This is a genomic window from Labrys sp. LIt4, assembly GCF_017813775.1.
Lineage (GTDB): Bacteria > Pseudomonadota > Alphaproteobacteria > Rhizobiales > Labraceae > Labrys > Labrys okinawensis_A.
Window position 1 is genome coordinate 318,468 of record NZ_JAGIPY010000004.1, and the last position, 23,270, is coordinate 341,737.

22 protein-coding genes are annotated in these 23,270 nt (G+C 66.1%); 10 read left to right on the forward strand and 12 right to left on the reverse strand.

All coding sequences use genetic code 11. The features are described 5' to 3' along the window. Positions 1-12 precede the first annotated feature (12 nt). The 4 genes from J8I29_RS09835 to hisN all read left to right on the forward strand — a co-directional run bounded on the left by J8I29_RS09835 (position 13) and on the right by hisN (position 6,309). Complete coding sequence (locus tag J8I29_RS09835) at positions 13-1,269, forward strand: DNA repair exonuclease (RefSeq protein ID WP_209431504.1); 1,257 nt, start codon at positions 13-15, stop codon at positions 1,267-1,269. Beyond that, positions 1,266-4,730: a YhaN family protein gene (locus J8I29_RS09840; RefSeq protein WP_209431505.1), complete on the forward strand. Its 3,465-nt coding sequence runs from the start codon at positions 1,266-1,268 to the stop codon at positions 4,728-4,730. Before J8I29_RS09835 ends, J8I29_RS09840 begins: the two co-directional genes overlap by 4 nt. Positions 4,731-4,904: 174 nt before the next feature. Beyond that, positions 4,905-5,156, forward strand: a complete 252-nt coding sequence (locus J8I29_RS09845) for a hypothetical protein (RefSeq protein WP_245196859.1) — start codon at positions 4,905-4,907, stop codon at positions 5,154-5,156. A gap of 367 nt (positions 5,157-5,523) precedes the next feature. Further along, positions 5,524-6,309 carry a histidinol-phosphatase gene (hisN, locus tag J8I29_RS09850; protein WP_209431506.1) on the forward strand — a complete coding sequence of 262 codons (786 nt, stop codon included), beginning with the start codon at positions 5,524-5,526 and terminating at the stop codon, positions 6,307-6,309. Positions 6,310-6,434: 125 nt separating this feature from the next. Here hisN and J8I29_RS09855 read toward each other — a convergent pair whose 3' ends face one another. From J8I29_RS09855 to J8I29_RS09865, 3 genes are all read right to left on the reverse strand, one after another. After that, on the reverse strand, positions 6,435-7,391 hold the full coding sequence (locus J8I29_RS09855) for an alpha/beta hydrolase (protein ID WP_209431507.1): 957 nt from the start codon (positions 7,389-7,391) through the stop codon (positions 6,435-6,437). A 134-nt stretch (positions 7,392-7,525) separates the two neighbouring features. Further along, the gene (locus J8I29_RS09860) at positions 7,526-7,987 is read right to left on the reverse strand and encodes a hypothetical protein (RefSeq protein WP_209431508.1); all 462 of its coding nucleotides are present in this window, start codon (positions 7,985-7,987) and stop codon (positions 7,526-7,528) included. A 254-nt stretch (positions 7,988-8,241) separates the two neighbouring features. After that, positions 8,242-9,090 (reverse strand): helix-turn-helix transcriptional regulator, encoded by an 849-nt coding sequence (locus tag J8I29_RS09865; protein WP_209431509.1) that lies wholly within the window; start codon positions 9,088-9,090, stop codon positions 8,242-8,244. A 248-nt stretch (positions 9,091-9,338) separates the two neighbouring features. Here J8I29_RS09865 and J8I29_RS09870 point away from each other — a divergent pair, with 248 nt between their 5' ends. Continuing rightward, a complete protein-coding gene (locus tag J8I29_RS09870; RefSeq protein ID WP_245196827.1) occupies positions 9,339-10,181 on the forward strand; it encodes a fatty acid desaturase in 843 nt (280 codons plus the stop codon). 257 nt (positions 10,182-10,438) lie between these two features. Here J8I29_RS09870 and J8I29_RS09875 read toward each other — a convergent pair whose 3' ends face one another. Next, complete coding sequence (locus J8I29_RS09875; RefSeq protein ID WP_209431511.1) at positions 10,439-11,020, reverse strand: AprI/Inh family metalloprotease inhibitor; 582 nt, start codon at positions 11,018-11,020, stop codon at positions 10,439-10,441. 260 nt (positions 11,021-11,280) lie between these two features. Here J8I29_RS09875 and J8I29_RS09880 point away from each other — a divergent pair, with 260 nt between their 5' ends. Next, the gene (locus J8I29_RS09880; protein WP_105861060.1) at positions 11,281-11,499 is read left to right on the forward strand and encodes a hypothetical protein; all 219 of its coding nucleotides are present in this window, start codon (positions 11,281-11,283) and stop codon (positions 11,497-11,499) included. 113 nt (positions 11,500-11,612) lie between these two features. Here the strand turns inward: J8I29_RS09880 and J8I29_RS09885 are convergent, their stop codons facing one another. The 4 genes from J8I29_RS09885 to sdhC form a co-directional block, all read right to left on the reverse strand. Then, a complete protein-coding gene (locus J8I29_RS09885; RefSeq protein WP_105861061.1) occupies positions 11,613-12,392 on the reverse strand; it encodes a succinate dehydrogenase iron-sulfur subunit in 780 nt (259 codons plus the stop codon). Between the two features lie 89 nt (positions 12,393-12,481). Then, positions 12,482-14,308 (reverse strand): succinate dehydrogenase flavoprotein subunit, encoded by a 1,827-nt coding sequence (gene sdhA / locus J8I29_RS09890; RefSeq protein ID WP_105861062.1) that lies wholly within the window; start codon positions 14,306-14,308, stop codon positions 12,482-12,484. A gap of 21 nt (positions 14,309-14,329) precedes the next feature. Continuing rightward, the gene (gene sdhD / locus J8I29_RS09895; RefSeq protein ID WP_105861063.1) at positions 14,330-14,716 is read right to left on the reverse strand and encodes a succinate dehydrogenase, hydrophobic membrane anchor protein; all 387 of its coding nucleotides are present in this window, start codon (positions 14,714-14,716) and stop codon (positions 14,330-14,332) included. Positions 14,717-14,725: 9 nt separating this feature from the next. Beyond that, positions 14,726-15,157, reverse strand: coding sequence for a succinate dehydrogenase, cytochrome b556 subunit (gene sdhC / locus J8I29_RS09900; RefSeq protein WP_105861064.1), 432 nt, complete (start codon positions 15,155-15,157; stop codon positions 14,726-14,728). Between the two features lie 217 nt (positions 15,158-15,374). Here sdhC and J8I29_RS09905 point away from each other — a divergent pair, with 217 nt between their 5' ends. Then, positions 15,375-15,746: a YkvA family protein gene (locus J8I29_RS09905; protein WP_105861065.1), complete on the forward strand. Its 372-nt coding sequence runs from the start codon at positions 15,375-15,377 to the stop codon at positions 15,744-15,746. Positions 15,747-15,943: 197 nt separating this feature from the next. On the opposite strand, the gene modC is transcribed toward J8I29_RS09905, so the two are convergent. Further along, positions 15,944-17,032, reverse strand: coding sequence for a molybdenum ABC transporter ATP-binding protein (gene modC / locus J8I29_RS09910; protein WP_209431512.1), 1,089 nt, complete (start codon positions 17,030-17,032; stop codon positions 15,944-15,946). Next, on the reverse strand, positions 17,029-17,484 hold the full coding sequence (locus J8I29_RS09915) for a thiol-disulfide oxidoreductase DCC family protein (RefSeq protein ID WP_348535998.1): 456 nt from the start codon (positions 17,482-17,484) through the stop codon (positions 17,029-17,031). The genes modC and J8I29_RS09915 overlap by 4 nt, the downstream gene beginning before the upstream one ends. A 114-nt stretch (positions 17,485-17,598) precedes the next feature. Between J8I29_RS09915 and J8I29_RS09920 the strand changes: the two genes are divergently transcribed. After that, positions 17,599-18,774 (forward strand): FAD-binding oxidoreductase, encoded by a 1,176-nt coding sequence (locus J8I29_RS09920; protein ID WP_209431513.1) that lies wholly within the window; start codon positions 17,599-17,601, stop codon positions 18,772-18,774. Between the two features lie 204 nt (positions 18,775-18,978). Here the strand turns inward: J8I29_RS09920 and J8I29_RS09925 are convergent, their stop codons facing one another. Then, on the reverse strand, positions 18,979-19,485 hold the full coding sequence (locus tag J8I29_RS09925; protein WP_105861068.1) for a disulfide bond formation protein B: 507 nt from the start codon (positions 19,483-19,485) through the stop codon (positions 18,979-18,981). After that, positions 19,476-20,084, reverse strand: a complete 609-nt coding sequence (locus tag J8I29_RS09930; protein ID WP_209431514.1) for a YqaA family protein — start codon at positions 20,082-20,084, stop codon at positions 19,476-19,478. Before J8I29_RS09930 ends, J8I29_RS09925 begins: the two co-directional genes overlap by 10 nt. A gap of 429 nt (positions 20,085-20,513) precedes the next feature. On the opposite strand from J8I29_RS09930, the gene J8I29_RS09935 reads away from it, so the two are divergent. Then, positions 20,514-21,917, forward strand: a complete 1,404-nt coding sequence (locus J8I29_RS09935; protein ID WP_209431515.1) for a peptidoglycan DD-metalloendopeptidase family protein — start codon at positions 20,514-20,516, stop codon at positions 21,915-21,917. Next, the gene (locus J8I29_RS09940) at positions 21,914-23,248 is read left to right on the forward strand and encodes a S41 family peptidase (protein ID WP_181161036.1); all 1,335 of its coding nucleotides are present in this window, start codon (positions 21,914-21,916) and stop codon (positions 23,246-23,248) included. Before J8I29_RS09935 ends, J8I29_RS09940 begins: the two co-directional genes overlap by 4 nt. The last annotated feature ends 22 nt before the right edge of the window (positions 23,249-23,270 follow it).

A 23,270-nucleotide genomic window follows, 5' to 3' on the forward strand; every position in this document is an offset into this window, starting at 1 on the left:
CTAAAAGCGCTGATGCGCTTTCGTTTCGTCCACGCCGCCGATCTGCATCTCGACAGCCCCATGCATGGACTGACGGCCCGCCAGCCCGAGCTGGCGGCGCTGTTCGGGCGGGCGACACGCGAAGCCTTCGAAGCACTGATCGACGAGGTGCTGGCCCGGCAGGCAGCCTTCCTGGTGATCTCGGGCGACGTCTATGACGGCGACTGGCGCGATTATCACACCGGCCTGTTCTTCGCCGCCCAGCTGGCCCGGCTGTCGCGCGCCGGCATTCCCACCTTCCTGATCCAGGGCAATCACGACGCCGAAAGCCAGATCTCGCGCAAGGTGACGCTGCCCTCGCTGGTGCATTCCTTCGGCACCCGCAAGGCCGAGACCATGGAACTGCCCGAGCTGAAGGTCGCCCTGCATGGCCGGAGCTTCGCGGAGCGCTCCTTGAGCGATAATATCGTGCGCGATTTTCCTCCGGCGCGCGCGGGCTGGTTCAATCTCGGCCTGCTTCACACCTCGCTTGACGGCCGGGCCGGTCATGCCTCCTACGCGCCCTGCACCCTCGCCGATCTCAAGGCGCGCAACTACGACTACTGGGCGCTCGGCCATATCCATGCGGCCGAAATCGTCGCCACGGATCCCCCTGTCGTTTTTCCCGGCAATATCCAGGGCCGCCATGTGCGCGAGAGCGGGCCGAAAGGCGCCATGCTGGTGGAAGTCGAGGACGGGGCCGTCGCCTCGCTCACGCCTTTGGTGCTCGACAAGGCCCGCTGGGGCCATCGCCGTATCGCAATCGGCGAGGCGGCGACGCTGGCCGAGGTGCTGGCCCTGGTCGAGCCGGCTTTGCGGGAGGAAATCGACGCGGCGGGCGAGCGTCCGCTCGCCCTGCGCCTGACGCTGACGGGCGAGACGCCTGTTCATGACGGGCTTGCCGCCGACGCCCAGCATTTGCGGGCCGAGATCCAGGCGGCGGCCGACAGGGTGAGCGAACGGCTCTATATCGAGCGCGTCGAACTTGCCACCACCGCGCCGCGGAGCGCGCTGGACGAGACCGTCGGCTTTGCCGACCCCCAGGGCCTGCTGGCCGGGCTGGAGGCGGAACCGGAATTCAGCGAGGCGCTTGCCGGTATCGTCGAGGACATTCTCGCCAAATTGCCGGACGAGGTCCGCCAGGCCGTGCGCGGCGAGGAGATCGGCGCTGCGTTGGTAGACGAGGCGCGCGCCGTCGCCCTGGCGCGGCTGCGCCGCGGCGGCAAGGCCGGCGCCGGGGAGGCGGCATGAAACTCACCCGCCTCGATCTCGACCGCTACGGCCCTTTTACCGGGGCACGTCTCGATTTCCGCCCCGATGCCGATCTGCACATCGTCTACGGCCCGAACGAAGCGGGAAAAAGCTCGGCGCTGTCGGCGATCACCGACCTGCTCTATGGCTTCGAGCCGCGCAGCCCCGCCAATTTCAGGCATCGCTACGAGGATCTGAAGATCGGTGCCGAGATGCAGCGCGCCAATGGCGGCTCCTTGCGGTTCTGGCGCCGCAAGCGGCTGAAGAATTCCCTTACCGATGCCGAAGACGCGCCGCTCGACGATGGACTGCTCGAACCTCTATTGAGCGGCATTTCGCGCGAGGTCTTCCTGGCCGCCTTCGGGCTCGACCAGGGCGGCCTGCGCGAGGGCGCCCGCCAGATGCTGGCTGCCGAGGGCGAGGTGGGCGAAAGCCTGTTCGCCGCCGCCTCCGGCCTGAAGACCCTGGTTTCGGTCCGCGCCGGGTTGGAGAGCGAGGCGGACGCGCTATTCGGGGCGCGCAGGTCGAACAAGCGCGCCTTCTATGAGGCGCAGGAGCGTTACGACCAGGCCCGCCGGGCGCTGCGCGAGCAATCGCTGCGGGCCGACGACGTGCGCGCTCTCGAAACCGAGATCGAAGCTGGCGAGGCGCGGGCGCGCGCCCTGGCCGAACAGTTGCGCCAGGCCGGCATCCGGCGCGCCCGCATCGATCGCGTCCGCCGCGTGGCCCCCCTGCTCGCCCGGATCGGCAAGGCCGAGACGGCCCTGGCCGCCGTCGAGGCCCGGCCGGACCTGCCCGATGGCTTTGCCGCCGAGATCGAGACCGCACTGGCCCGGGCCGAGACGGGACGGGAGACCATGGCCCGCCTGGCGCGGGAGGTGGAGGATGCCGAGCGGGCTCTGGCCGCGATCTCCGTCGACGACGATGTGCTGGCCGCGGGCGAGGCGATCACCGCCCTCAACGAAGAACGTGCCGCCCTGGCCAAGGCGATGCTGGACCTGCCGCGCCGGGAGGCGGAGGCGCGGGAAATCGCCGATGATCTCGATGATCTCGCCCGGCGGCTCGGCCAGAAGGACCGGGCCGCCCTTTCGGCACTGAGCCCGGACGATCTCGCCCTCGAACGCATCCGCGTGCTGGCCGAACGTCGACGCGAGATCGAGCGGGAGGCGGGCGAAAGCGCCCGTGCCGCCGAACGGGCCCGCGAAACCATCGAGGGACTGCAGCGCAAGATGGCCGCCGTCCGGGCCAGCGCCGATCCCAGCCCCCTGCGCCAGCGGCTGAAAGCCATGCAGCCGGCCTTGGCGGAAGCCGGCGCCATCGAGGAGCAGGAAGGCGAACTGACGCGCCGCCGCGCGCTGCAGCAGGAGAGGCTGGCGCGGCTGTCGCCGGCCGTCAAGGACGAGCACAAGCTCTGGGCCTGGCGCGAGCCCTCCGAGGAGGAGATCGGCCGGGCCGAGCGGTCGCTGGCGGCACTGGAGAACACGGCCCGCGAACAGGAAGCCGAAGTCCGGCGCCTGCGGGAAGCCTTGGCGGAAGCCGACGCGCTCCTGGCTGAGGGCGGAGGCAGGGATGGGCTGATCGACGATGCCATGCTGGCACGCGAACGCGCGGAGCGCGATGCCCTGTTCGAGGCTGTCGTCAGCGAACCCTCCGCGGCGGCGGCGAGGGCCTATCGCAAGATCGTCGCTGCCGTGGACGATCTCGCCGACCGCAGGCTGGCACAGGCCGAGCATCTGGCGCGCCGCGAGGTGGCGCGCCGCACGCGCGACAGGGATGCTGCGGCTCTTGCGCGGGCCGAGGCCGGGATCGCGGCGCGCTTGCACGAAAGCGAGCAGGCCTGGCAGGCCTGGCAGGCCCTGTTCGCCCCGCTCGGCTGCACGGCGGAGGCGCCGGCGGCGATGCGCCGCTTTCTGGTGGAGCTCGCGCGGCTGCGTGAGGAGCGCCAGGCGCTGCGGGACCTGGAGCTCAAGATCGAGCGCGGCCAGCGGCGTCTGGCCGGGGAGCGGCCCGGCCTGGAGGCCCTTGCCGCCGAAATCGGCATTGCGGGCGCGTCGGCGCAAAGCCTGCCCAGCCTGGTGCGGCTGATCGAGGATGGCCTCGCCGCGCTCGAACTGGGGGCTCGCGAGGCCCGCTCGCTCGCCGACCAGCTCGAGGCGAGCCGGGCCGAGCTGGCCCGGGCGGAAAAATCCCGGGAAGCGGCCGAGACCGCCCGCGCCGCCACCCAGTCGGACTGGGCAGCCGCACTCGCCGTTCTCGGGCTGGCGCCGGGAGCGAGCCCCCAGGAAGCCGCCAAGGCGAGCGAGCTGTGGATCGCCGTGCAGGGCAAGCTGGCCCAGCTCGGGAGTCTGGAGCACCGGATCGCCAGCATTCTCGACGATCGCACCACCTTCGCGCAACGGGCCGCCAGCCTCGTCGACAGGCTTCCTTCCGAGGCGAGCGGCGAGCCGGCGGAGACCGCTCTCGACCTGATGGCGGCCCTGACGGCGGCCCGCGACGCCGCGATCCGCCGGCGCACCGCACGGGAAAGTCTCGATCGCTACCGCGATGCGCTGGCCAAGGCGGAGGCAGCCGAGCGCGGCCATGACGAAGCCGTTGCCGGCCTGGCCGCCAAGGCCGGCTGCGAAACGGCGGACCTGGCCGCACTTGCCGCCGATCTCACGCTGCGCGCCGGCCTCGAGCGTGAACTTGCCGCAGCGAGGGCGGAACTGAGCGGGCAGGGCGACGGTCTAGAAGAGGCGGCGCTGCGGGCCGAAGCCGCCGAGATCGGCGTCGACGAGGCCGCGGGCGAGAGCGAGGCCGTGCAGGCCGAGCTCAACGGCCTGATCGAAGCGGACAAGCAGGCGGCCCTGGCCCTCGGGGATTTGCGCCGGCGCCGCGAGGCGATCGAGCGGGAGGCCGGCGCGGCCGGGGCCGCCCAGGCACTGGAGGACGCCCGCAGCGATCTTGCCCGCATTACGCGCGACTATCTGGTGCTGAAGACCGCTTCCCTGCTGCTCGAGGCGGGGCTGGAGCGCCAGCTCCGCTCCGAGCAGGGGCCGTTGATCGCGCGGGCCGGCGGCCTGTTCGCCACCATTACCGCCGGCGGCTTTTCCGGCATCGCCACCCTCTATGACGAGGCCGACAGGCTGCGCCTCGCCGCGCGCCGGCCCGATGGCGGCACCACCGACATTAGCGGCCTGAGCGAAGGCACAAGGGACCAGCTTTACCTGTCGCTTCGCCTTGCCCATCTCGAAGCCATGGCGGCGCGGCGCGAGGTACCGCCCTTCGTCGGCGACGATCTGGTGATGACCTTCGACGAGGAGCGCGTCGCCGCCGCTCTGCAGGTGCTGGCGCTCAAGGGGTCGGGGCTGCAGAAGATCCTGTTCACCCATCATCGGCATGTGATGGAGATCGCTCGCGAACGCCTGGGACCGGCCGTCGACATCGTCACACTGGACCCGCAAAACCCTCCGGAAAGCTGACGGAAGCGTTCATTGTCCATTCAGCTTGTACCCCCTAAAGTGCATCCCATGAGTTCAAGGGCACAAAGCAGCTACCGATGGTGGCGCTTCTGGAGCGCCCCACGTGAGGAATTGATCATGTTGAAGAAAATTCTCGCATCGGCCCTGGTTGTTGCCACCGTTGCCGGTGCCTCGATGGCGACCACCGGTACCGCGGAAGCTCGTTATGGCCGTGGCGGCGCCTTTGCCGGCGGTGCGGCAGCCGGCCTTGTCGGCGGCCTGCTCCTGGGCGGCGCGCTGACCAACCGCGATCGCTATTATGACGACGGCTATTACGAAGAGCCCGCTCCGGTCTATGTGCAGCCCCGCTGCTGGTTCGAGCGCCAGCGCGTGCCGAACCAGTACGATTACGGCTATCACATCGAGCGCGTGCGCGTCTGCCGCTGATCGAATTTCACGGTAGCGTCCCGGCACCGGCCCCGACAGGCGGCTGGCAGCAGGGCCCCCGGAACCCCGCCGCAAGGCGGGGTTTTCATTTTCAAAAACCGGTTTGCTCCGGCGGGAATCTGCTCTAGAGCAGAGCCCGTTCAGACCGAGACGCGCTTTGCTCCAACTCCTGGTTGACGTGCCTTTGCGTTCCCCAGCGATTTCGCCGGAGCGCAAAAGACTCTAAAGCGTCTTGCGATTTGGTGGAATCGCCAAGAATCGCAAAGACGCGTCGGATCAAGCTAGAGAAAAAAGCGTTCACGCCTGAACGCTTATGCTCTAGGGGAGACCGGCGCAGACGAAGCGCTCTGGCCGCGCGGAGAAAAAGATGGCACCGGTGGATTTCGAAGCCTTCGTGGACGAGCTCGCCAATGTTTCGGGCACCACGATCCTGCCTTTCTTCCGGTCGGCGCTGGCCACGGAAGACAAGTCCGGCGGCGGCAATTTCGATCCCGTCACCGAGGCCGACCGGGGCGCCGAAGCGGTGATTCGCCAGAAGATCCGGGCGATGTTTCCGAGCCACGGTGTGATGGGCGAGGAATATGGCTCCGAACGCCTCGATGCCGAATTCGTCTGGGTGCTCGATCCGATCGACGGCACCAAATCCTTCATCTCCGGCATGGTCGGCTGGGGCACGCTGATCGGCCTCCTGCGCAACGGCCAGCCCTGCTATGGCATGATGCACCAACCCTTCACGCGCGAGCGTTTCTCGGGCGATGGCGGCTCGGCGAAATATCGCGGCCCCGGCGGCGAGCGCACCATGCGCACCCGCTCCTGTGCGGGCCTGGCGGACGCCGTGCTCTATACCACCAGCCCCCGCCTGATGGCCGAGCCCGACCGGGCGCTGTTCTCGACGGTGGAAGAGAAGGTGAAGCTCTCGCGTTACGGCGGCGACTGCTATGCCTATGCCATGCTGGCGATGGGCCTGGTCGATCTGGTGATCGAAGCCAATCTCCAGCCCTACGACATCACGGCTCTGATCCCGATCGTGGAAGGCGCCGGCGGCGTCATCACCACCTGGGACGGCGGCCCCGCCCAGGCGGGCGGCCGTGTCGTCGCGGCGGGCGATGCGCGCGTGCATGCGGCGGCCCTCTCCCTGCTGCAGGCCGGCTGAGGAGGAGGGTCGATCTCCAGATCGACCACCTTGGAAACGTTGAGTGCGACAGAGAGCGAAGACGGTCGATCTGGAGATCGGCCTCCGTGTCTTCGCATCTCATCCGCAAAGCTGTGCCGCCGGGCCTAAGCCTGCGTGCCGGGGATGAAGGCGTCGAAGGCGGCCCAGAAGGCTTCGCGGATGGCGTCGCGTTCCTGGGTGATCTCGTGACGCGAGCCGGGCAGGGTCAATGTCCGCGTGGCATAGAGCTTGGCCGCGAAATGCCGGGCCGCCGGGGAGGAGACGACATGATCGTCGCCCGCCAGCAGGATCAGGGTCGGGATCCGCCAATCAGCCCCGAAGCGCGGATCGGCCAGCCGGTCCATCACCCGAAAGGCCGCGCGGACCCAGCCGATCGTCGGCCCGCCGATGGCCAGTTCTGGCGCGTCGCGGGCGATGCGCGCGGCGCGCTCATAGCGAGCCTTGTCAGAGGTCACCGGATTGCCGTCGAAAGGCTTGAGCCCGACCGGGCGCGGCGACCAGCCCGGCACGATCAGCCGTCCCAGCCCAAGCCCGCCGAGGACACGGGCGAGCCAGCGGGCGCCGGGAGGCTTGCGGTCGATCTCGATCATCGGCGCGGTAACCACGAGGCGGTCGAACCAGATCGAGCCGGGCGGCAGATTGGCGAACAGGATGGCGCCGCCCATCGAATGGGCCAGCGCGTAAAAGGGGCCCGGGCATTCGGGCAAGGCGATCTTGCGCATGAAAGCGTCGAGATCGGGTCCGAAATCAGCGAAATCGTCGATATGGCCGAGGCGCCCGTCCCGCAGAAGGCGGTCGGATCCGCCTTGCCCCCGCCAGTCCAGCGTCGCCACCGCAAAGCCCCGGGCCCGCAAGTCGCGGATCACCTCGAAATATTTCTCGATGAATTCGGAGCGCCCCTGGAACAGGCAGATGGTTCCCTTGGGATATGGCGACAGCGAAGGCCAGCGTGCCGTGCGCAGCGTGATGCCGTCCCGGGTGGTGAGCGCCTCGACGATGGCGCCGGCCGGGCAGGGATTGTCGGGGCTGTCGTGGAGACGGGGGCCTGTGGGCTGGAGCATGACGTGCTCCTTAGCATCTTTTGCGACGGCAGCGTCAAATAACGAGCCCGCCAGCGCCAGGGGCGCAGGCGGGCTGCCGGACCGCTCCGGAGCACGCCGAGCTATCGAGTCGGGAACTGAACTGTGGCTCGAGCCTACCAGCGTGGACCACTCCAGGGACGCGGCGGGACCCAGCCGTCATTGTCCCATTGCCGGGGAGGCCTGGCCCAGCCCAATTGCCGCAATCCCGTAATTTCGGTGGTATGGCCGTCGATGACGATGAGCACGCGCCCGCCTTCCGAACCCTCCGCCTCGGCGATATAGCTGTCGCCGCGCACCCGCTTGATGACGACATTGCGATATCCCCGTCCGGCCAGGCTGGAAACGATGGCCCGCGGTGGCAGCAGGCGCGGATTCCCCGCCTCGTCCGGGCCCTGGCCGACTTCCTCGGGTGCAAGCGGAAGGCTTCGATCATTTCCCAGCATCGGCGCTTGCTGCGGCGTCTGGGCGTAATTATTCAGCGAGTTTTGGGCGAAGGCGGCATTCACATCGGTCTGAAGGCCCAGGGTCAGGAAGGCCAGACCGGCAATAACCCCGAAAAGGGTTCGGCAGGGCATGAAGCTTCTCCAGACCGGATCCTAGAACGTTTTGCGACCCGTCCCCACGCCCCGCAACGAGGGATCGAAACAAAAGTTGGCGCAGACGGGCATTCAGTCATGAGGCGTTTGTTGCGGGGGACCATAACTGGATTTGTGTGAACAATCCTGCAAGCCGCTGTTCACGTGGCGTTCATCTTGCGCGGGAGAATGCGGCTGTCGTCGTGCTGGCCCGGACCTGCCGCCGGTCCGGCTGCGGCCCGCGCCAATTCCGCTCAGTCGAGAGAGGCGCCGAGGTCGCGCAGATAGGCCGCCGCGACATGGGGCTGTACCGTGGCGGTGCGCACGATATCCTCGAAACGGCGCGTCAGCATGCGGATATGCTCGCTGGCATTGAGGACCAGATAGGTCGGCCCGAGATAAACGGCGGCACGCGAATTGCCGTAGATGGTGAAGGGTGCCGAATAGGTCTGCCGGAGATCGTAGAGGTTGAGCCGAAGCGTCGGATAGAGCTCATCCACCAGGGCGGCCATGGTGTTGAACTGGGCCCGGCGGCCGGCGGCATCGAAACCCTCCCATTGGGCCTGGCCCCGCGCGAAGAGCTCCAGTGCCTGAACGGAGACACAGGCTTCCATCTCGCCGCCATCGCGGATCGAGGCGATGATCAGCCTTCTGCGTTCGGCCAGGGCCGGGCTGGTGTCCAGGCCGAGCGCCGCCGCATATTCGAATTGCATGACCTCGTCCGTCTTCAGGAAGTCGGGAAAGCTCATCGGCACGGTGCGCAGCTTGCGCCCGGCCGCCTCGGCATGCCAGCGCAGGAAACGTTCGTTGAAAGGGGCGTGGGCCTGGGTTTCGATGGTCAGCACCGCTTCCACCAGTTCGGCGCCGATCTGTTCGCGCTGGCTGAGGCCGAGCAGCCAGTCGATCGAGATGCGGCACCCCTTGGCGATGGCGGCCAGGGTCTCGGCCCGGGGCAGGCGGTCGTTCTCCGCCGACAGCAATTGCGACAGGGTGGAACGATCGATGCCGACATGGCGGGCAAAGCCGGCCTGGTTGAGGCCCGTCTGAGCGATGACCCGTTCGAGCCGGTCGCGAAAGCTCTGTGCCGCGCTAGGATGTGCCATTTTTCACCAGGATTGTTTATAATAGTCAACATATAATGAAATTATCTACAGGAGAGATTATTAGACGACAAATGTCAATGTTATGCGACAACACAATCCTTGTGTGATTTAGGCTTTCGCCGCATCATCACTGTAATTATGGAGTGATTTGAATGCGTAAGGCCGAGATTCGGGCGCAGCGGAGACGGAAGGCAGTCGAATGGCCGACTGTCGCTCTTGCGTCTATAATCTATAGTCTTTGGGGGTTATTGACTTATTTCCATGCGGTGATTCCGCTCTGGATCTGGATCCCGCTCGGCGCCTGGACGGTCGCCTGGCACGCTTCGCTCCAGCACGAAGTCATTCATGGCCACCCGACGGCGAATCGCACTCTCAACCGCTGGATCGGCTGCTGGCCGCTGCTTTTGTGGCTGCCCTATGAGTCCTATCGCATCAGCCACCTGCTGCATCACCGGGACGAGAGGCTGACCGACCCGCTCGACGATCCCGAATCACACTACTGGACACAGGAGCAGTGGGACCGGCTCGGCAGCTTCCATGCCTGGACCATCCGCGCCAATTCCACCTTTCTCGGCCGGATGACCATCGGTCCGGCGCGGGCCATGTCGACCTTCCTGGCGCGGGAAGCCCGCGCAGTGTGGCGCAACGAACCGATGCATCGGCGCATCTGGACCAGCCACGCCCTGCAGCTGCTGGCGGTCCTGGCCTGGCTGGTGCTGGTCTGCGGCCTCAATCCGCTCGTCTATTTCGTGGCTATCGTCTATCCCGGCACGGCGCTGATGCTGGTGCGCTCCTTTGCCGAGCACCGCGCCGAGAACGAGGTGGAGGAGCGTACGGCCATCGTCGAGAACGCACCGATCTTCGGGCTGCTCTTCCTCTACAACAATCTGCATGTCGTGCATCACGACAACCCAATGATGCCCTGGTACGAGATCCCGGCCTGGTACCGCGCCAATCGCGAGCGAGTGATTCGCGAAAATGGCGGCCTAGTCTATGACGGCTATTGGGACGTGGCCCGGCGCTATTTCATCACCGAGCACGACACGCTGATCCACCCCTATGGGCGGGCGCCGCTGGCGCGCGAAGGATAGATAGACGGAAACGGCGCCGGTCCTGGCTCGCCATGCCCCGCCGGAGCCGCGCGGCCCTCACCGCGGCTCTCCCCGTAAGAACGATGCGAAGAGGCACAGGCGTTGTAGTTGATGCACAGTCCGTTCATCTCGCCCAACGGGTGGGCGAGATGGAAGGCTTTCGGCACGAAGCGGCGCCGGCGCAGCGCAACCGCTCATGCACCGGCCGAACGCGCCAAGCGACCTCTCCCGTCAACGGCAATCACCGTCCAGCGGGCCTATCGGGTCATCCGGATCTTGGCGCCCGACAGCGTGGCCGCGCCTTCATAGGCGCCGTCGCCCGTCGGGAACAGGCGCACGGCCGTACGGCCGCCCGGCTCGAGCAGGTCGATCTCCTGGCCGCGCTGCTGCCACGCATTGACCCTTGCGAGCGAGCCGGCCTGGCAGCCCGAGGGGGAGGCGCGGTAGACGTCGAGCAGGGCCTGGCGCGTCAGCGAGATGTTGCAGCTGCCGCGGGCGGCGTCGGAAATCTTCCAGCTTCCGGCAATGCCGCCGGTGGAAGGCGGGCGTGGCGTGGCCGGCAGGGCCGCGACCTGGTTGCCGGGCGGCGCGAGCGAGCTGGAAGGCGCAGCGGCGGTTCCGCCGGGCGTAGCCTCGCTGCCGGCAGGCGGCAGGGGCTGGGAGGTCACGTCCTCCGTCGGCGCCGCCATCAGCGGCTCCGGCGCCGGCACGGGCCGGCCGGCATCCGGCGGAGGACGGCGGGAACTGCCGAAATCGAAGGCGTCGCCAAGACGAGTCGATGACGCGCACGACGCCAGCAGCAGGGCACAGGGTAGAATTGCCAGCGCGGAAAATCTCATCGGTCCATCCGGTCCCAGTCAGAGTTGCTCGGTACTGCCAATATCAGATCGAGGCAGGCGGCGACAGCAAGAAGCGCGATGCCGCAGGCGATATCGGGCGAACGATCCCGCATACCGTAGGGTAAATCGGATTGCGAGAACGCACTCCCGTGTTGAGCTGGTTCTGTGTCGATTCTTTGATAGGCCCGATGATCTTAAGGCTTGCTTAAATCAATTCCGCCAAGGTGTGGCCTGAACGTCACACGTCCCGGAGAGAACCCATGGCTGCCCCAAGCGCCGTTGCAGTGCTGGTTGCCCTGTCGACGATGACGTCAGCAGCCGCTCCGATCGGCCGCGTCGACAGCAATCTCGAATTGCCCAAGCTCACGCTTCACGCACCCGCCACCGTTCCGGCCGCGGCCTCGCCCCGGCTCGATCGCAACGAACTCGGCAAGCAGCCGCCGGTGGAAGACGTCGATGTCACCGGCCCGGTGCGGTGAGAGCGTTCGGCGATCGGACCGGATAAGGCCCCTTCTCCCCGTGCGAGTGTCGCTAACGCCTTTGGCGTTGGCTTGAGGCCCCGGCAGGGAAATGAGGGGTGGTGGCTCCGCCTCTAGACCTGCCTTGCCACCATCATCTTCTTGATTTCGGCGATCGCCTTGGCCGGGTTCAGGCCCTTCGGGCAGGTCTGGGCGCAGTTCATGATGGTATGGCAGCGATAGAGCTTGAAGGGGTCCTCCAGCTCGTCCAGGCGCTCGCCGGTGCGCTCATCGCGGCTGTCGATCAGCCAGCGATAGGCCTGCAGCAGCGCGGCGGGGCCGAGATAGCGGTCGCCGTTCCACCAATAGCTCGGGCAGGAGGTGGAGCAGCAGGCGCACAGGATGCATTCGTAAAGCCCGTCCAGCTTCTCACGGTCGCCATGGCTCTGGCGCCATTCCTTCTCGGGCTTGGGCGTATCGGTCTTCAGCCAGGGCTCGATCGAGGCATGCTGGGCGTAGAAGCGGGTGAGGTCGGGCACCAGGTCCTTCACCACCGGCATATGCGGCAGCGGATAGATCTTGATCACGCCCTTGATGTCGCTCATCGCCTTGGTGCAGGCCAGCGTGTTGGCGCCGTCGATGTTCATGGCGCAGGAGCCGCAGATACCTTCGCGGCAGGAGCGGCGGAAGGTCAGCGTCGGATCGATGGTGTTCTTGATCCAGATGATGGCGTCCAGCACCATCGGGCCGCAATCGTCGAGATCGACGAAATAGGTGTCGGTGCGCGGGTTGGTCTCGCCGTCCGGATCGTAGCGGTAGATCTTGAATTCGCGCAGATTCTTCTGGTTCTCCGGCTTCGGCCAGACCTTGCCGCTGACGATGCGGGAGTTCTTGGGAAGTGTGAGCTGAACCATTTTCGGGTCTCTCGTGGGCTGCGGCAAGGCGCCCGGATAAGTCGATGGATGTCAGGCTGGCGACAGCTCGCTTCAGCGAGCTGCCTTTCTCAATAAACGCGCGCCTTCGGCTCGATATACTGGACGTCGTTCGACATGGTGTAGGTGTGCACCGGCCGGTAATCGATCGTGACAGACTTCTTCTCCGTGTCGGCCCAGGCCAGCGTGTGCTTCATCCAGTTCTGGTCGTCACGGTTGGGGAAGTCCTCATGGGCGTGGGCGCCGCGGCTTTCCTTGCGGTTTTCCGCGCCATCCATGGTGACCACGGCCTGGCCGATCAGATTGTCGAATTCCAGCGTCTCGATCAGGTCCGAGTTCCAGATCAGCGAGCGGTCGGTGACGCGCACATCGTCGGCGCTCTGCCAGACCTTGTGGATCTTCTCCTTGCCTTCGGCGAGCGAGGCGCTGGTGCGGTAGACGGCGCAGTCGCTCTGCATCACACGCTGCATGGACAGGCGCAGCTCGGCCGTCGGGGTCGAACCCTTGGCGTAGCGCAGGCGATCGAGGCGGGAGAGGGCCCGCTCAGCCGAATCGGCCGGCAAATCGGCATGCTTCTCCCCGGGCTTGAGCATTTCGGCGCAGCGCAAACCCGCCGCGCGGCCGAAGACCACGAGATCGATCAGCGAATTGGAGCCGAGGCGGTTGGCGCCATGCACGGACACGCACGCCGCCTCGCCCAGGGCCATCAGGCCGGGGACGATCGCGTCGGGATCGTTGCCCTTCTTGGTCAGCACCTCGCCGTGATAATTGGTGGGGATGCCGCCCATGTTGTAGTGCACCGTCGGCAGCACCGGGATCGGTTCCTTGGTGAGGTCGACGCCGGCGAAGATGCGGGCCGATTCCGAGATGCCCGGCAGGCGCTCGGCCAGGATCTTGGGGTCGAGATGGTCGAGGTGCAGGAAGATGTGGTCCTTGCGCTTGCCGACGCCGCGGCCTTCGCGGATTTCCATGGTCATGGCGCGCGAGACCATGTCGCGCGGGGCGAGGTCCTTCACCGAGGGAGCATAGCGCTCCATGAAGCGCTCGCCTTCCGAATTGGTGAGATAGCCGCCCTCGCCGCGGGCGCCCTCGGTGATCAGGCAGCCGGCGCCATAGATGCCGGTGGGATGGAACTGCACGAATTCCATGTCCTGCAGCGGCAGGCCGGCCCTGAGCACCATGGCATTGCCGTCGCCCGTGCAGGTATGGGCCGAGGTTGCGGTGAAATAGGCACGGCCATAGCCGCCGGTGGCCAGGATGGTGCGGTGGGCGCGGAAGCGATGGATGGTGCCGTCGTCCATCTTCAGCGCCACGATGCCGCGGCAGCGGCCTTCCTCGTCCATGATCAGGTCGAGGGCGAAATATTCGACGAAGAACTCGGCCTGGTGCTTGAGCGCCGCACCATAGAGCGTGTGCAGCATGGCGTGGCCGGTGCGGTCGGCGGCCGCGCAGGTGCGCTGGGCGATGCCCTTGCCGAAATCGGTGGTCATGCCGCCGAAGGGGCGCTGGTAGATGCGGCCGTCCTCGGTGCGCGAGAAGGGCACGCCCCAATGTTCGAGCTCGTAGACGGCGGCCGGCGCGTTGCGCACCAGATATTCGATGGCATCCTGGTCGCCCAGCCAGTCCGATCCCTTGACGGTGTCGTACATGTGGAAACGCCAGTCGTCGCGGCCCATATTGCCGAGCGAGGCGGCGATGCCGCCCTGGGCGGCCACCGTGTGGGAGCGGGTGGGGAAGACCTTGGTGATGCAGGCTGTGCGCAGTCCGGCCTCGGAACAGCCGACCACGGCGCGCAGGCCCGCACCGCCGGCGCCGACCACCACGACGTCATAGGTGTGGTCGGTGATGGGATAGGCGGTGCCCAGAGCGGAGGGTTGGTTAACGGTGCCTTCGGCCATAAATTATACCCCGAAACTGGGTTACATCCCGAAATTCAATTTCAGCAGAGCGTAGAGGCAGGCAGCCCCCAACAGGAGCGAGAAGAAGGTGTTGGCGAGAACGGCCAGGATCTTCAGGCTTTCCGTCTCCACATAATCCTCGATGATCACCTGCATGCCGACCCGCATGTGCACGATGCCGGCGACGATGAACAGGAACAGCAGGATGGCGACGAGCGGCGAGGAGAGGGTGGCGATCGCCGTGGCCTGGCTGGCGCCGGCCAGGCAGATCACCGTCAGCACGAACGCGATGGTGAGCGGCACCATGGCCGCGCCGGTGAGCCGCTGCAGCCAGAAATGATGGGTCCCGGACTTGGCCGAACCGAGGCCGCGCACGCGGCCGAGAGGGGTTTTTAGGCTCTTGCTCATGTCGGGTCCTCAGTTGGCGCCGCTGAAGGCCAGCAGGCCGACGATCCAGATCAGCACGGTTGTTACCACCGACCCGATGATGTTGGCCCAGGCATAGGTGTTGCGCTCGCCCGGCCCCAGGCCGTGACCGAAGTCCCAGATGAAGTGGCGGATGCCGCCGAGCATGTGATGCATCAGCGCCCAGGTATAGCCGAACAGGATCAGGAGGCCGAGCGGGCTGCCGAGGAACCATTGTACCCAGGCGAAGGCCGAAGGGCTGGTCGCCGCGGCCAGAAGCCACCAGGCGAGCAGCAATGTGCCGACATAGAGAGCCCCGCCGGTCACGCGGTGCAGGATCGACATCGTCATGGTGATGGGCCAGCGATAGATCTGCAGATGCGGCGACAAGGGACGCGAATCAGCCAAGCCAGATTTGCCGGCGGACGCGTTTGGATCGGCCATCGGAAGGACCTCCAGTTTCGACCCGTTATAATCTTGCTGCGATGCGATATCCTGTCGGCGGGCGCAGTGCAATGGATTAGAACGCGAATCCGGAGATCCTGGCGGATTTTGGGCGCAGACCAGCCATGCAGAATGAAATATTTTAGTGACGCAAGGGCATGCAATGCTTGAAACCGCCACAGGCAGGGCCACATGCTCTCGCGTTGAGGAGGGTACCATGGTCACACAGTCCCGCATGTATGACGATGCCGGTCGCCGTTTCGAGCGGCGCAAGGAGCAGCTCAAGGCCGATTTCCTGCCCAAGCTGAAGCTGGCGCTCGCCCATGTTCCCTTCGCTTCCGATCTGCTGGCCGCCTATTACGCGGTGCTCGACCGCGACACGCCCTTCAAGGTGCGGGCGACGCTGGCGGGGGCGCTCGCCTATTTCGTGCTGCCCTTCGACGTCGTTCCCGACTTCGTCGCCGGGCTCGGCTTCACCGATGATGCCGCCATTCTCTATGCCGCCATCCGCATGGTATCCGGCGCCATCCAGCCACGCCATCACGACGCGGCCCGCCGCTGGCTCGATGAGGTGAAGGGGAAGCGCTAGAGCGTTTTGCGATTTGGCGGTCACGCCAAGAATCGCAAAGACGTGTCCAACCCTCATCCCCCTGCCGGGACCTTCTCCCGCAAGGGGAGAAGGTGCTGAAATTGGGTCGATTGAGGGATTCCGAACGCTCGACGAATTATTCCCTTCTCCCCTTGCGGGAGAAGGTCCCGGCAGGGGGATGAGGGGTCGCGGCTATTCTATCGCGCGTCGATCGAGGCCGCCTTGATCATGGCCAGCACGGTGTCGCCCTCGCCTAGGCCCAGTTCATCCACGGCGTTGCGGGTGATGAAGGCTGACAGCATGTCGCCGCCGGTCAGGGTGAGGTCGATGCGGGCGACCGGGCCGTCGTCGGTCTCGATCGCCTTCACTCGCGCTCCCAGCATGGTACGGATCGAAACGCTGCCCGGGCGCTTCATGGCGAGCGACACGTCGGAGCCGCGCACCACCACGCGCACCCTGGCGCCGGGCAGGCCGGCGCGGCCGGGAATGCTGATCGGGCCGGCGGGGTGATCCAGGGTCGAGAGGCCGTAATGCTCGTCATAGCCGCGCACCCGCGCCTCCAGCAGCGAGACCGTCTCGAAGCGTTGCCTCGAGAGCGGGCCAAAGAGCGAATCCGGTGCCGGCGCCAGCACTTCCTGCGGCGTGCCGATGCGGCTGACCTTGCCGGCTTCCAGGACCACGACGCGGGCGGCGAGGCGCGCCACCTCCTCCACCGCATGCGAGACATAGAGAATCGGCACCTTCATCTCGTCGCGTACGCGTTCGATCAGCGGCAGGATTTCGAGCTTGCGCGGGGTGTCGAGGGCGGCGAGCGGCTCATCCATCAGCAGGAGGCGCGGCGAGGCCAGCAGGGCGCGGCCGATGGCGATGCGCTGCTTCTCCCCGCCCGACAGCGCGTTCGGACGGCGCCCCAGCAGTTTTTCGATGCCGAGCACGCCGACCACCGCGTCGAAGTCGAGTTTCGGGCTTGAGCTGCGGTTGAAGAAGCGGCCATACAGAAGATTCTGCCGGGCGGTCAGGTGCGGGAAAAGCTGGGCGTCCTGGAAGACGAGGCCGATCCGGCGGCGATGCGGAGCCAGGAAGATGCGCGTGGAGGCCTCGAACAGCGTCTGCCCATCCAGGCGGATGTGGCCGCTGTCGGGCCGGATCAGCCCGGCCATGGCATTGAGCAGCGTGGTCTTGCCCGAACCCGAGCGCCCGAACAAGGCGGTGATGCCACCGTCGGAGGTGAAGGCCGATTCGAGCGTGAAGCCGGCGCGCCGGACGGTGATGTCGGCCTCGATCATGCCGCGCTCGCAAGATCGGGCAGGGTGGCGATGAAGCGCGAGCGAATCTCCGGGGTCGGCATCAGGCAGCTCTCGTGCTTGCCGAACAGGCGATAGCGGTTGCGGGCGATGCAGTCATAGAGGAAGTCCCTGACAGGCCGGGGTATGGCCTTCAGCAGGATCACCCAGCGCCAGCCCGGCAGGCCCCGGCCGATGGCGATGGCGGCGTCCGCCTTGAAATAGGCCATCCCGCCGGAAACGACCGCGACGGCCTCGGGATCGTCGGGCCGGATGCCGAAGCGGCGGGCGAGCATGGCGCCCGCCTCGCTCTGAATGGTGACGAAGCGGAAACGGCCGGCGGCGTCACGGGGAATGACGAAGGCGACCATGCCCGAGCACAGGACGCAGACCCCGTCGAACAGGATTAGCCCATCGGGAAGATCGCCCGCCGGCTGTGGCCGCCATCCGCTCACGAAAATTCTCCCGCGATCTTGCGAGGGCACCCGGGGATATTGCGCATCTCGTGCCTCCGATCATAGAAAGGCTGACCCCCGGGCGCAATCGCCCCTTCTGCCAGCGAGTTTCTCGTGACCCCCTCCTTTTCAGACATCGTCATCGTCGGCGGCGCCGCCATGGGCTCGGCCGCCGCCTATTTCCTCAAGGTCCAGCTCGGCTTTGCCGGCTCCGTCACGGTGATCGAGCGCGATCCCACCTACACCCATTCCTCGACCACCTTGTCGGCCGCCTCGATCCGGCAGCAATTCTCCACGCCCGAGAACATCCGCATGAGCCTGTTCGGACTGGAGATCATGCGCGGCCTCGAGGAGCGTTTCGGGCCGGGCGCCGATATCGGCTTCCACGAGGGCGGCTATCTCCTGCTGGCGAGCGAGGGCGGCAAGGCGATCCTGGAGCAGAACTGGCAAGTCCAGAAAGCCGAGGGCACGGCGATCGAACTGCTCGGCCCCGAGGCCCTCAGCCAAGAGTTTCCCTGGCTGAATGTCGAGGGCATCGCCGCCGGTGCCTATGGCCGGCGGGGCGAGGGCTGGTTCGACGCCCATTCCCTGCTCGATCTCTTCCGCAAGGCTGCCCGGGATGCCGGAGCCGTCTATGTGAAGGACGAGGTGGTGGGCATCGATCACCGGGCCGGCGAGATCGAGGCGGTCAGGCTGAAATCGGGCGGGCGCATTGCCTGCGGCGCGCTCGTCAACGCGGCGGGGCCGCAGGGCGGCGACGTTGCTGCCCTCGCCGGCCTCCACCTGCCGGTCGAGCCGCGCAAGCGTTCCGTCTTCGTGGTGCGCTGCCGCACCGAGCTGCCGCGCATGCCGCTGCTGGTCGAACCAGGCGGCATCTACATCCGGCCGGAAGGCGAGGTCTATATCTGCGGCGGCGCCGAGGACGAACGCGGCGAGAAGCGGGCAGACGGCGATTTCGAGGTCGATTACAACCTGTTCGAGGAGGCGGTCTGGCCGGCGCTCGCGACCCATGTCCCGGCGCTGGAGGAGCTCAAGCTCGTGCGCGCCTGGGCCGGCCATTACGAATACAACACGCTCGACCAGAATGCGGTGATCGGCCCCCATCCCTCCATGCCCAACTTCTTCTTTCTCAACGGCTTTTCCGGCCACGGCCTGCAGCAGGCCCCGGCTGCCGGGCGCGCCGTCGCCGAACTGATCACGACGGGCCGCTTCCAGACGCTCGACCTCTCGGTGTTCGATTATCAGCGCGTGATCGAGAACAAGCCGGTGTTCGAGCTGAATGTGATTTGAGGGCGGGGCGATGTGAAGCGCCAACGTTGCGAGCTCTGGCCTGTCTGACCCGAGAGTTGGACACGCGGACTCTTGTCATGCCCGGGCTTGACCCGGGCATCCAGAGGGGCCTCGTCACCACCGGCAGAGGCTGGATTGCCGGGTCGAGCCCGGCAATGACAAAGCTCGAGCCAATCCAAACGCGGATAAGCTCTCGCCGTGTCCTCACCGCGACCTGGCCGCGCTCAAAGCCCCCTTCAGCGTGATCAGCACCATCACGGCCATGACGATGGCGTTCCAGCCGGCCAGCGAGAGGCCGAGGATGCGCAGACTCGGATTGGTGCAGGACACCACGGTGGAGCTGTCGATCGCATCGAAGAGCCCGCCGACATCGGCCGGGTTGGCGCCGATATTGCCGGCGGCGCAATTGGCGGGGCCGAGCCAGTATTCCCACTCCGCGCCCGCCTGGTAGATGCCGAGCCCGCAGCCATAGGCGAACAGGATGGCCAGCAGCAGCAACGCCGCAGCCATGGCCTTCGCCGGCAGCCTGTCGCCGGTGAAAGCAAGAATGAAGGCGATGGGCACGCCGATATAATAGGGCCAGCGCTGCTCGAGGCAGAGCGGACAGGGGGCGTAGCCGAAGCCGTGCTGCAGCACCAGCGCGCTGACGATGACGACCAGGCCGATCAATCCCGCCGCCAACGCGGCGCGGGAGCTCAAATTCATTGGCATGTGGCAGTTCCACTCGACGGCATGAGATGTTCGACGACGAAGAACCCGCCCACCAGCACAACCACGAAGCCGATGGCCACCAGCGTCAGGTTCTTCTCGATGAAGGTTCGGATGCGCTCGCCGAGGAGATTGAGGATCCCCGCCAGGATGAAGAAGCGCGCCCCCCGCGTGAGCAGCGACAGCAGGACGAACCAGAACAGGCTGTAGCCGGCGAAGCCCGAGGTGATGGTGACGATCTTGTAGGGGATCGGCGTCAGGCCTTTGATCAGGATGATCCAGCTGCCATACTGGGCGTAGAGGCAGCGGAACTGCTCGACGCCGTGCTCATAGCCATAGGCCCTGATCAGCCAGGAGCCGACGGTGTCGTAGAGCAGCCAGCCGATCATGTAGCCGAACACGCCGCCGAGCACCGAGGTGACGGTGCAGACGGCGGCGTAGAACCAGGCCTTCTTCGGTTTGGCGACCGCCATCGGCAACAGCATGACGTCGGGCGGAAACGGGAAGAAGGAGCTTTCGGCAAAGGAAACGATGCCGAGGGCCCAGACGGCCCGGGGACTTTCCGAAATGCGGATCATCCAGTCGTAGAAGCGGCGCAGCATGATCGTCCCTAAAGCGCATTCCAGAAAAGCCGGCAGACTTTTCGATTAAGAAAGCGCGTCAAAACAAGTAGTTTGAACAAAGTTTGATTCGAGGAAATCGCGCTTTGTTCGATGCAGCCGTCGAAGAGGCTGCACGGTTGAATGGCAGGCGCGCATGACGGCAGTGCGATTGCGGCATGTTCGCGGCGGGATGAGGCCCCTTACAGCATTTTCGGTTGAGAAAATGCGTCAAAGCGCCAAATTGGGAAAAAATCGCGATTGGCAGGAGCCGGACGGGCCTCAGCTAACGCGAATCGGGTGAGCAATTTCCGTCGGCTATGGCCGGCGTGCCCCAGAAAAGACGGGATGGCGCGCCACTATCCCTCGACAACAATGAAGAATCGTTAACGATTGAAACTTCGTTAACCATATTGGCCGCATCAATCTGGAATGACCCACGACAGCGCAAACTCGATCATCGGCTCCGTCCTTGCCGGGGCGTTGCTGGCGCTGTGCGTGGCCTGGCCGGCAGCAGGAGCCGAGACGCCGGCCGCGGGCCCGCCCGCCGTCGACGAGGCGGCTGCCAAGCGTCAGGAAACGATGCGTCAGGACCTCGCCCGCATCCAGGGCGAGATCAAGCTGTCCGACGAGACGCTGGCACGCCTGCGCAAGGAGATCCAGGCCATCGGGGCCGACAGCGAGAAGCTGCGCCAGCAACTGGTCGATACCGGCAACCAGACCCATGAGACCGAGGCCAAAGTGCTGGGGGCCGAGGCAAGACTGGCTTCGCTGGACAGCAACGAGGACAATATCCACGTCTCGCTCGACAGCAAGCGCGGCCTGCTGATCGAGGTGCTGGCCTCCCTGCAGCGCATGGGGCGCAACCCGCCGCCGGCTCTGCTGGTCAGCCCCGACGATGCGCTGGAGGCGGTGCGCACGGCGATGCTGCTGGGGGCGGTGCTGCCGGAAATGCGCCAGGAAATGCAGGCGCTGGCGGCCGATCTCAAGGAACTGGCGCGGGTTCGAGGCGAGATCACCGTCGAACGCGACACGCTCAAACAGGCCCTGATCACCCTTGCCGAGCAGCGCACCCGCACCCAGCTCCTGGTCGAGGAGCGCCAGAAGGTGCTGGCACAGGAGCAGAATACCCTCGCCAGCGAACAGGCCCACGCCACCGCCTTGGCGCAGGAAGCGGCCAATCTGAAGGACCTGATCGCCCGCATGGAACGCGAAGTGGCGCCGGCCAAGCGGGCTGCCGATGCGGCGAACGGCCAAGCCCGGCCGTCCCTCGCCGCCTTGCAGGATCCGAGCCGCCTGACGCCCGCCATGCCCTTCGACCAGGCCAAGGGCCTGCTGCGCCTGCCGGTGACCGGCACGATGCTGCGCGGCTTCGGTGCCGACGACGGCAATGGCGGCGCAACCAAGGGCATGACCCTGGCGGCGGCGCCCGGCGCGAGCGTCACCGCGCCCTGCGACGGCTGGGTCGTCTTTGCCGGCAAGTTCCGCTCCTACGGCCAACTCTTGATCATCAATGCCGGTGGCGGGTATCATGTTGTGATGGCCGGCATGGACAAGATCAATGTGGGGCTGGGCCAGTTTGTCTTGACGGGCGAGCCTGTTGCCGCCATGGGTTCAGGTCCGTCTCTGGGATCGGATGCCGGTCCGGGATCACAGGCGGGCTTGGGCAAGACAGATTCGGGCAAGACAGATTCGGGAATGCAGGCGACGGCTGCGGCATTCGGCGGTGCTTCAAGTGCCGGCCAAGCCGCCCTATATATCGAGTTTCGGAAAGACGGTGTTTCCATAGACCCCACCCCGTGGTGGGCCAATCAAGGCGAAAAGGCACGCGGATGATTCGCAAGCTTCCCATTCTGTTCTGCGGCGTGGCCATGGGCGCGATCGCGACGATCGCGGTAACGCAGCCCCACCTGCTGCTGATGGGCGGTGCCAATGCCGCCGTCACCGACACCTACAAGCAGCTCAACCTGTTCGGCGACGTGTTCGAGCGGGTGCGTTCGGACTATGTCGAGCAGCCCGAGGACGGCAAGCTGGTCGAAGCGGCCATCAATGGCATGCTGACCTCGCTCGATCCGCATTCCAGCTACATGGATGCCAAGAGCTTCCAGGACATGCAGGTGCAGACCAAGGGCGAGTTCGGCGGTCTCGGCATCGAGGTGACCCAGGAGGACGGTGCCATCAAGGTGGTCTCGCCGATCGATGACTCGCCGGCTTCCAAGGCGGGCGTCCTCGCGGGCGACCTGATCACCGGCATCGACGGCGAAGCGACTCAGGGCATGACGCTGCAGCAGGCCGTCGACAAGATGCGCGGGCCGGTCAACACCCCGATCACCCTGAAGATCCTGCGCAACAAGGGCGAGCCGATCGACATCAAGGTGGTGCGCGACATCATCAAGGTGCAGTCGGTCAAGGCCAAGAAGATGGGCGATGACATCGGCTATATCCGCATCACCCAGTTCAACGAGCAGACCTTCGATGGCCTGAAGAAGAACATCGACAAGCTGAGCAAGGAAATCGGCCCGGACAAGCTCAAGGGCTACATCATCGACCTCAGGAACAATCCGGGCGGCCTGCTCGATCAGGCGATCCAGGTCTCCGATGCCTTCCTCGAGCGCGGCGAGATCGTGTCCACCCGCGGCCGCCAGGCCGACGACGTGCAGCGCTATTCCGCCCGCGGCGGCGACCTGACCGGCGGCAAGCCGGTGATCGTGCTGGTCAATGGCGGCTCGGCTTCGGCTTCGGAGATCGTCGCCGGCGCCCTGCAGGATCACAAGCGCGCCACCATCCTGGGAACGCGCTCCTTCGGCAAGGGCTCGGTGCAGACCATCATCCCGCTGCAGGGCAATGGCGCGCTGCGCCTGACCACGGCGCGCTACTACACCCCGTCCGGGCGCTCGATCCAGGCCAAGGGCATCGATCCGGAGATCGTGGTGCAGGAGAACGTGCCCGACGATCTCAAGGGCAAGGACCAGACCAAGGGCGAGTCCGGCCTCAAGGGGCATCTGGCCAATCCGGATGCCGACAAGACCGAAGAAGGTGGCTCCTCGGCCTATGTGCCGGCCAACGAGAAGGACGATACCCAGCTCAACAAGGCGATCGACCTGCTGCATGGCGTGCAGAAGAGCGCCTATTTCCCGCCGGATCCGAAGGCCGGCGTGCCGAACTGAGGCCGTCTCGTCCGCTCCATGC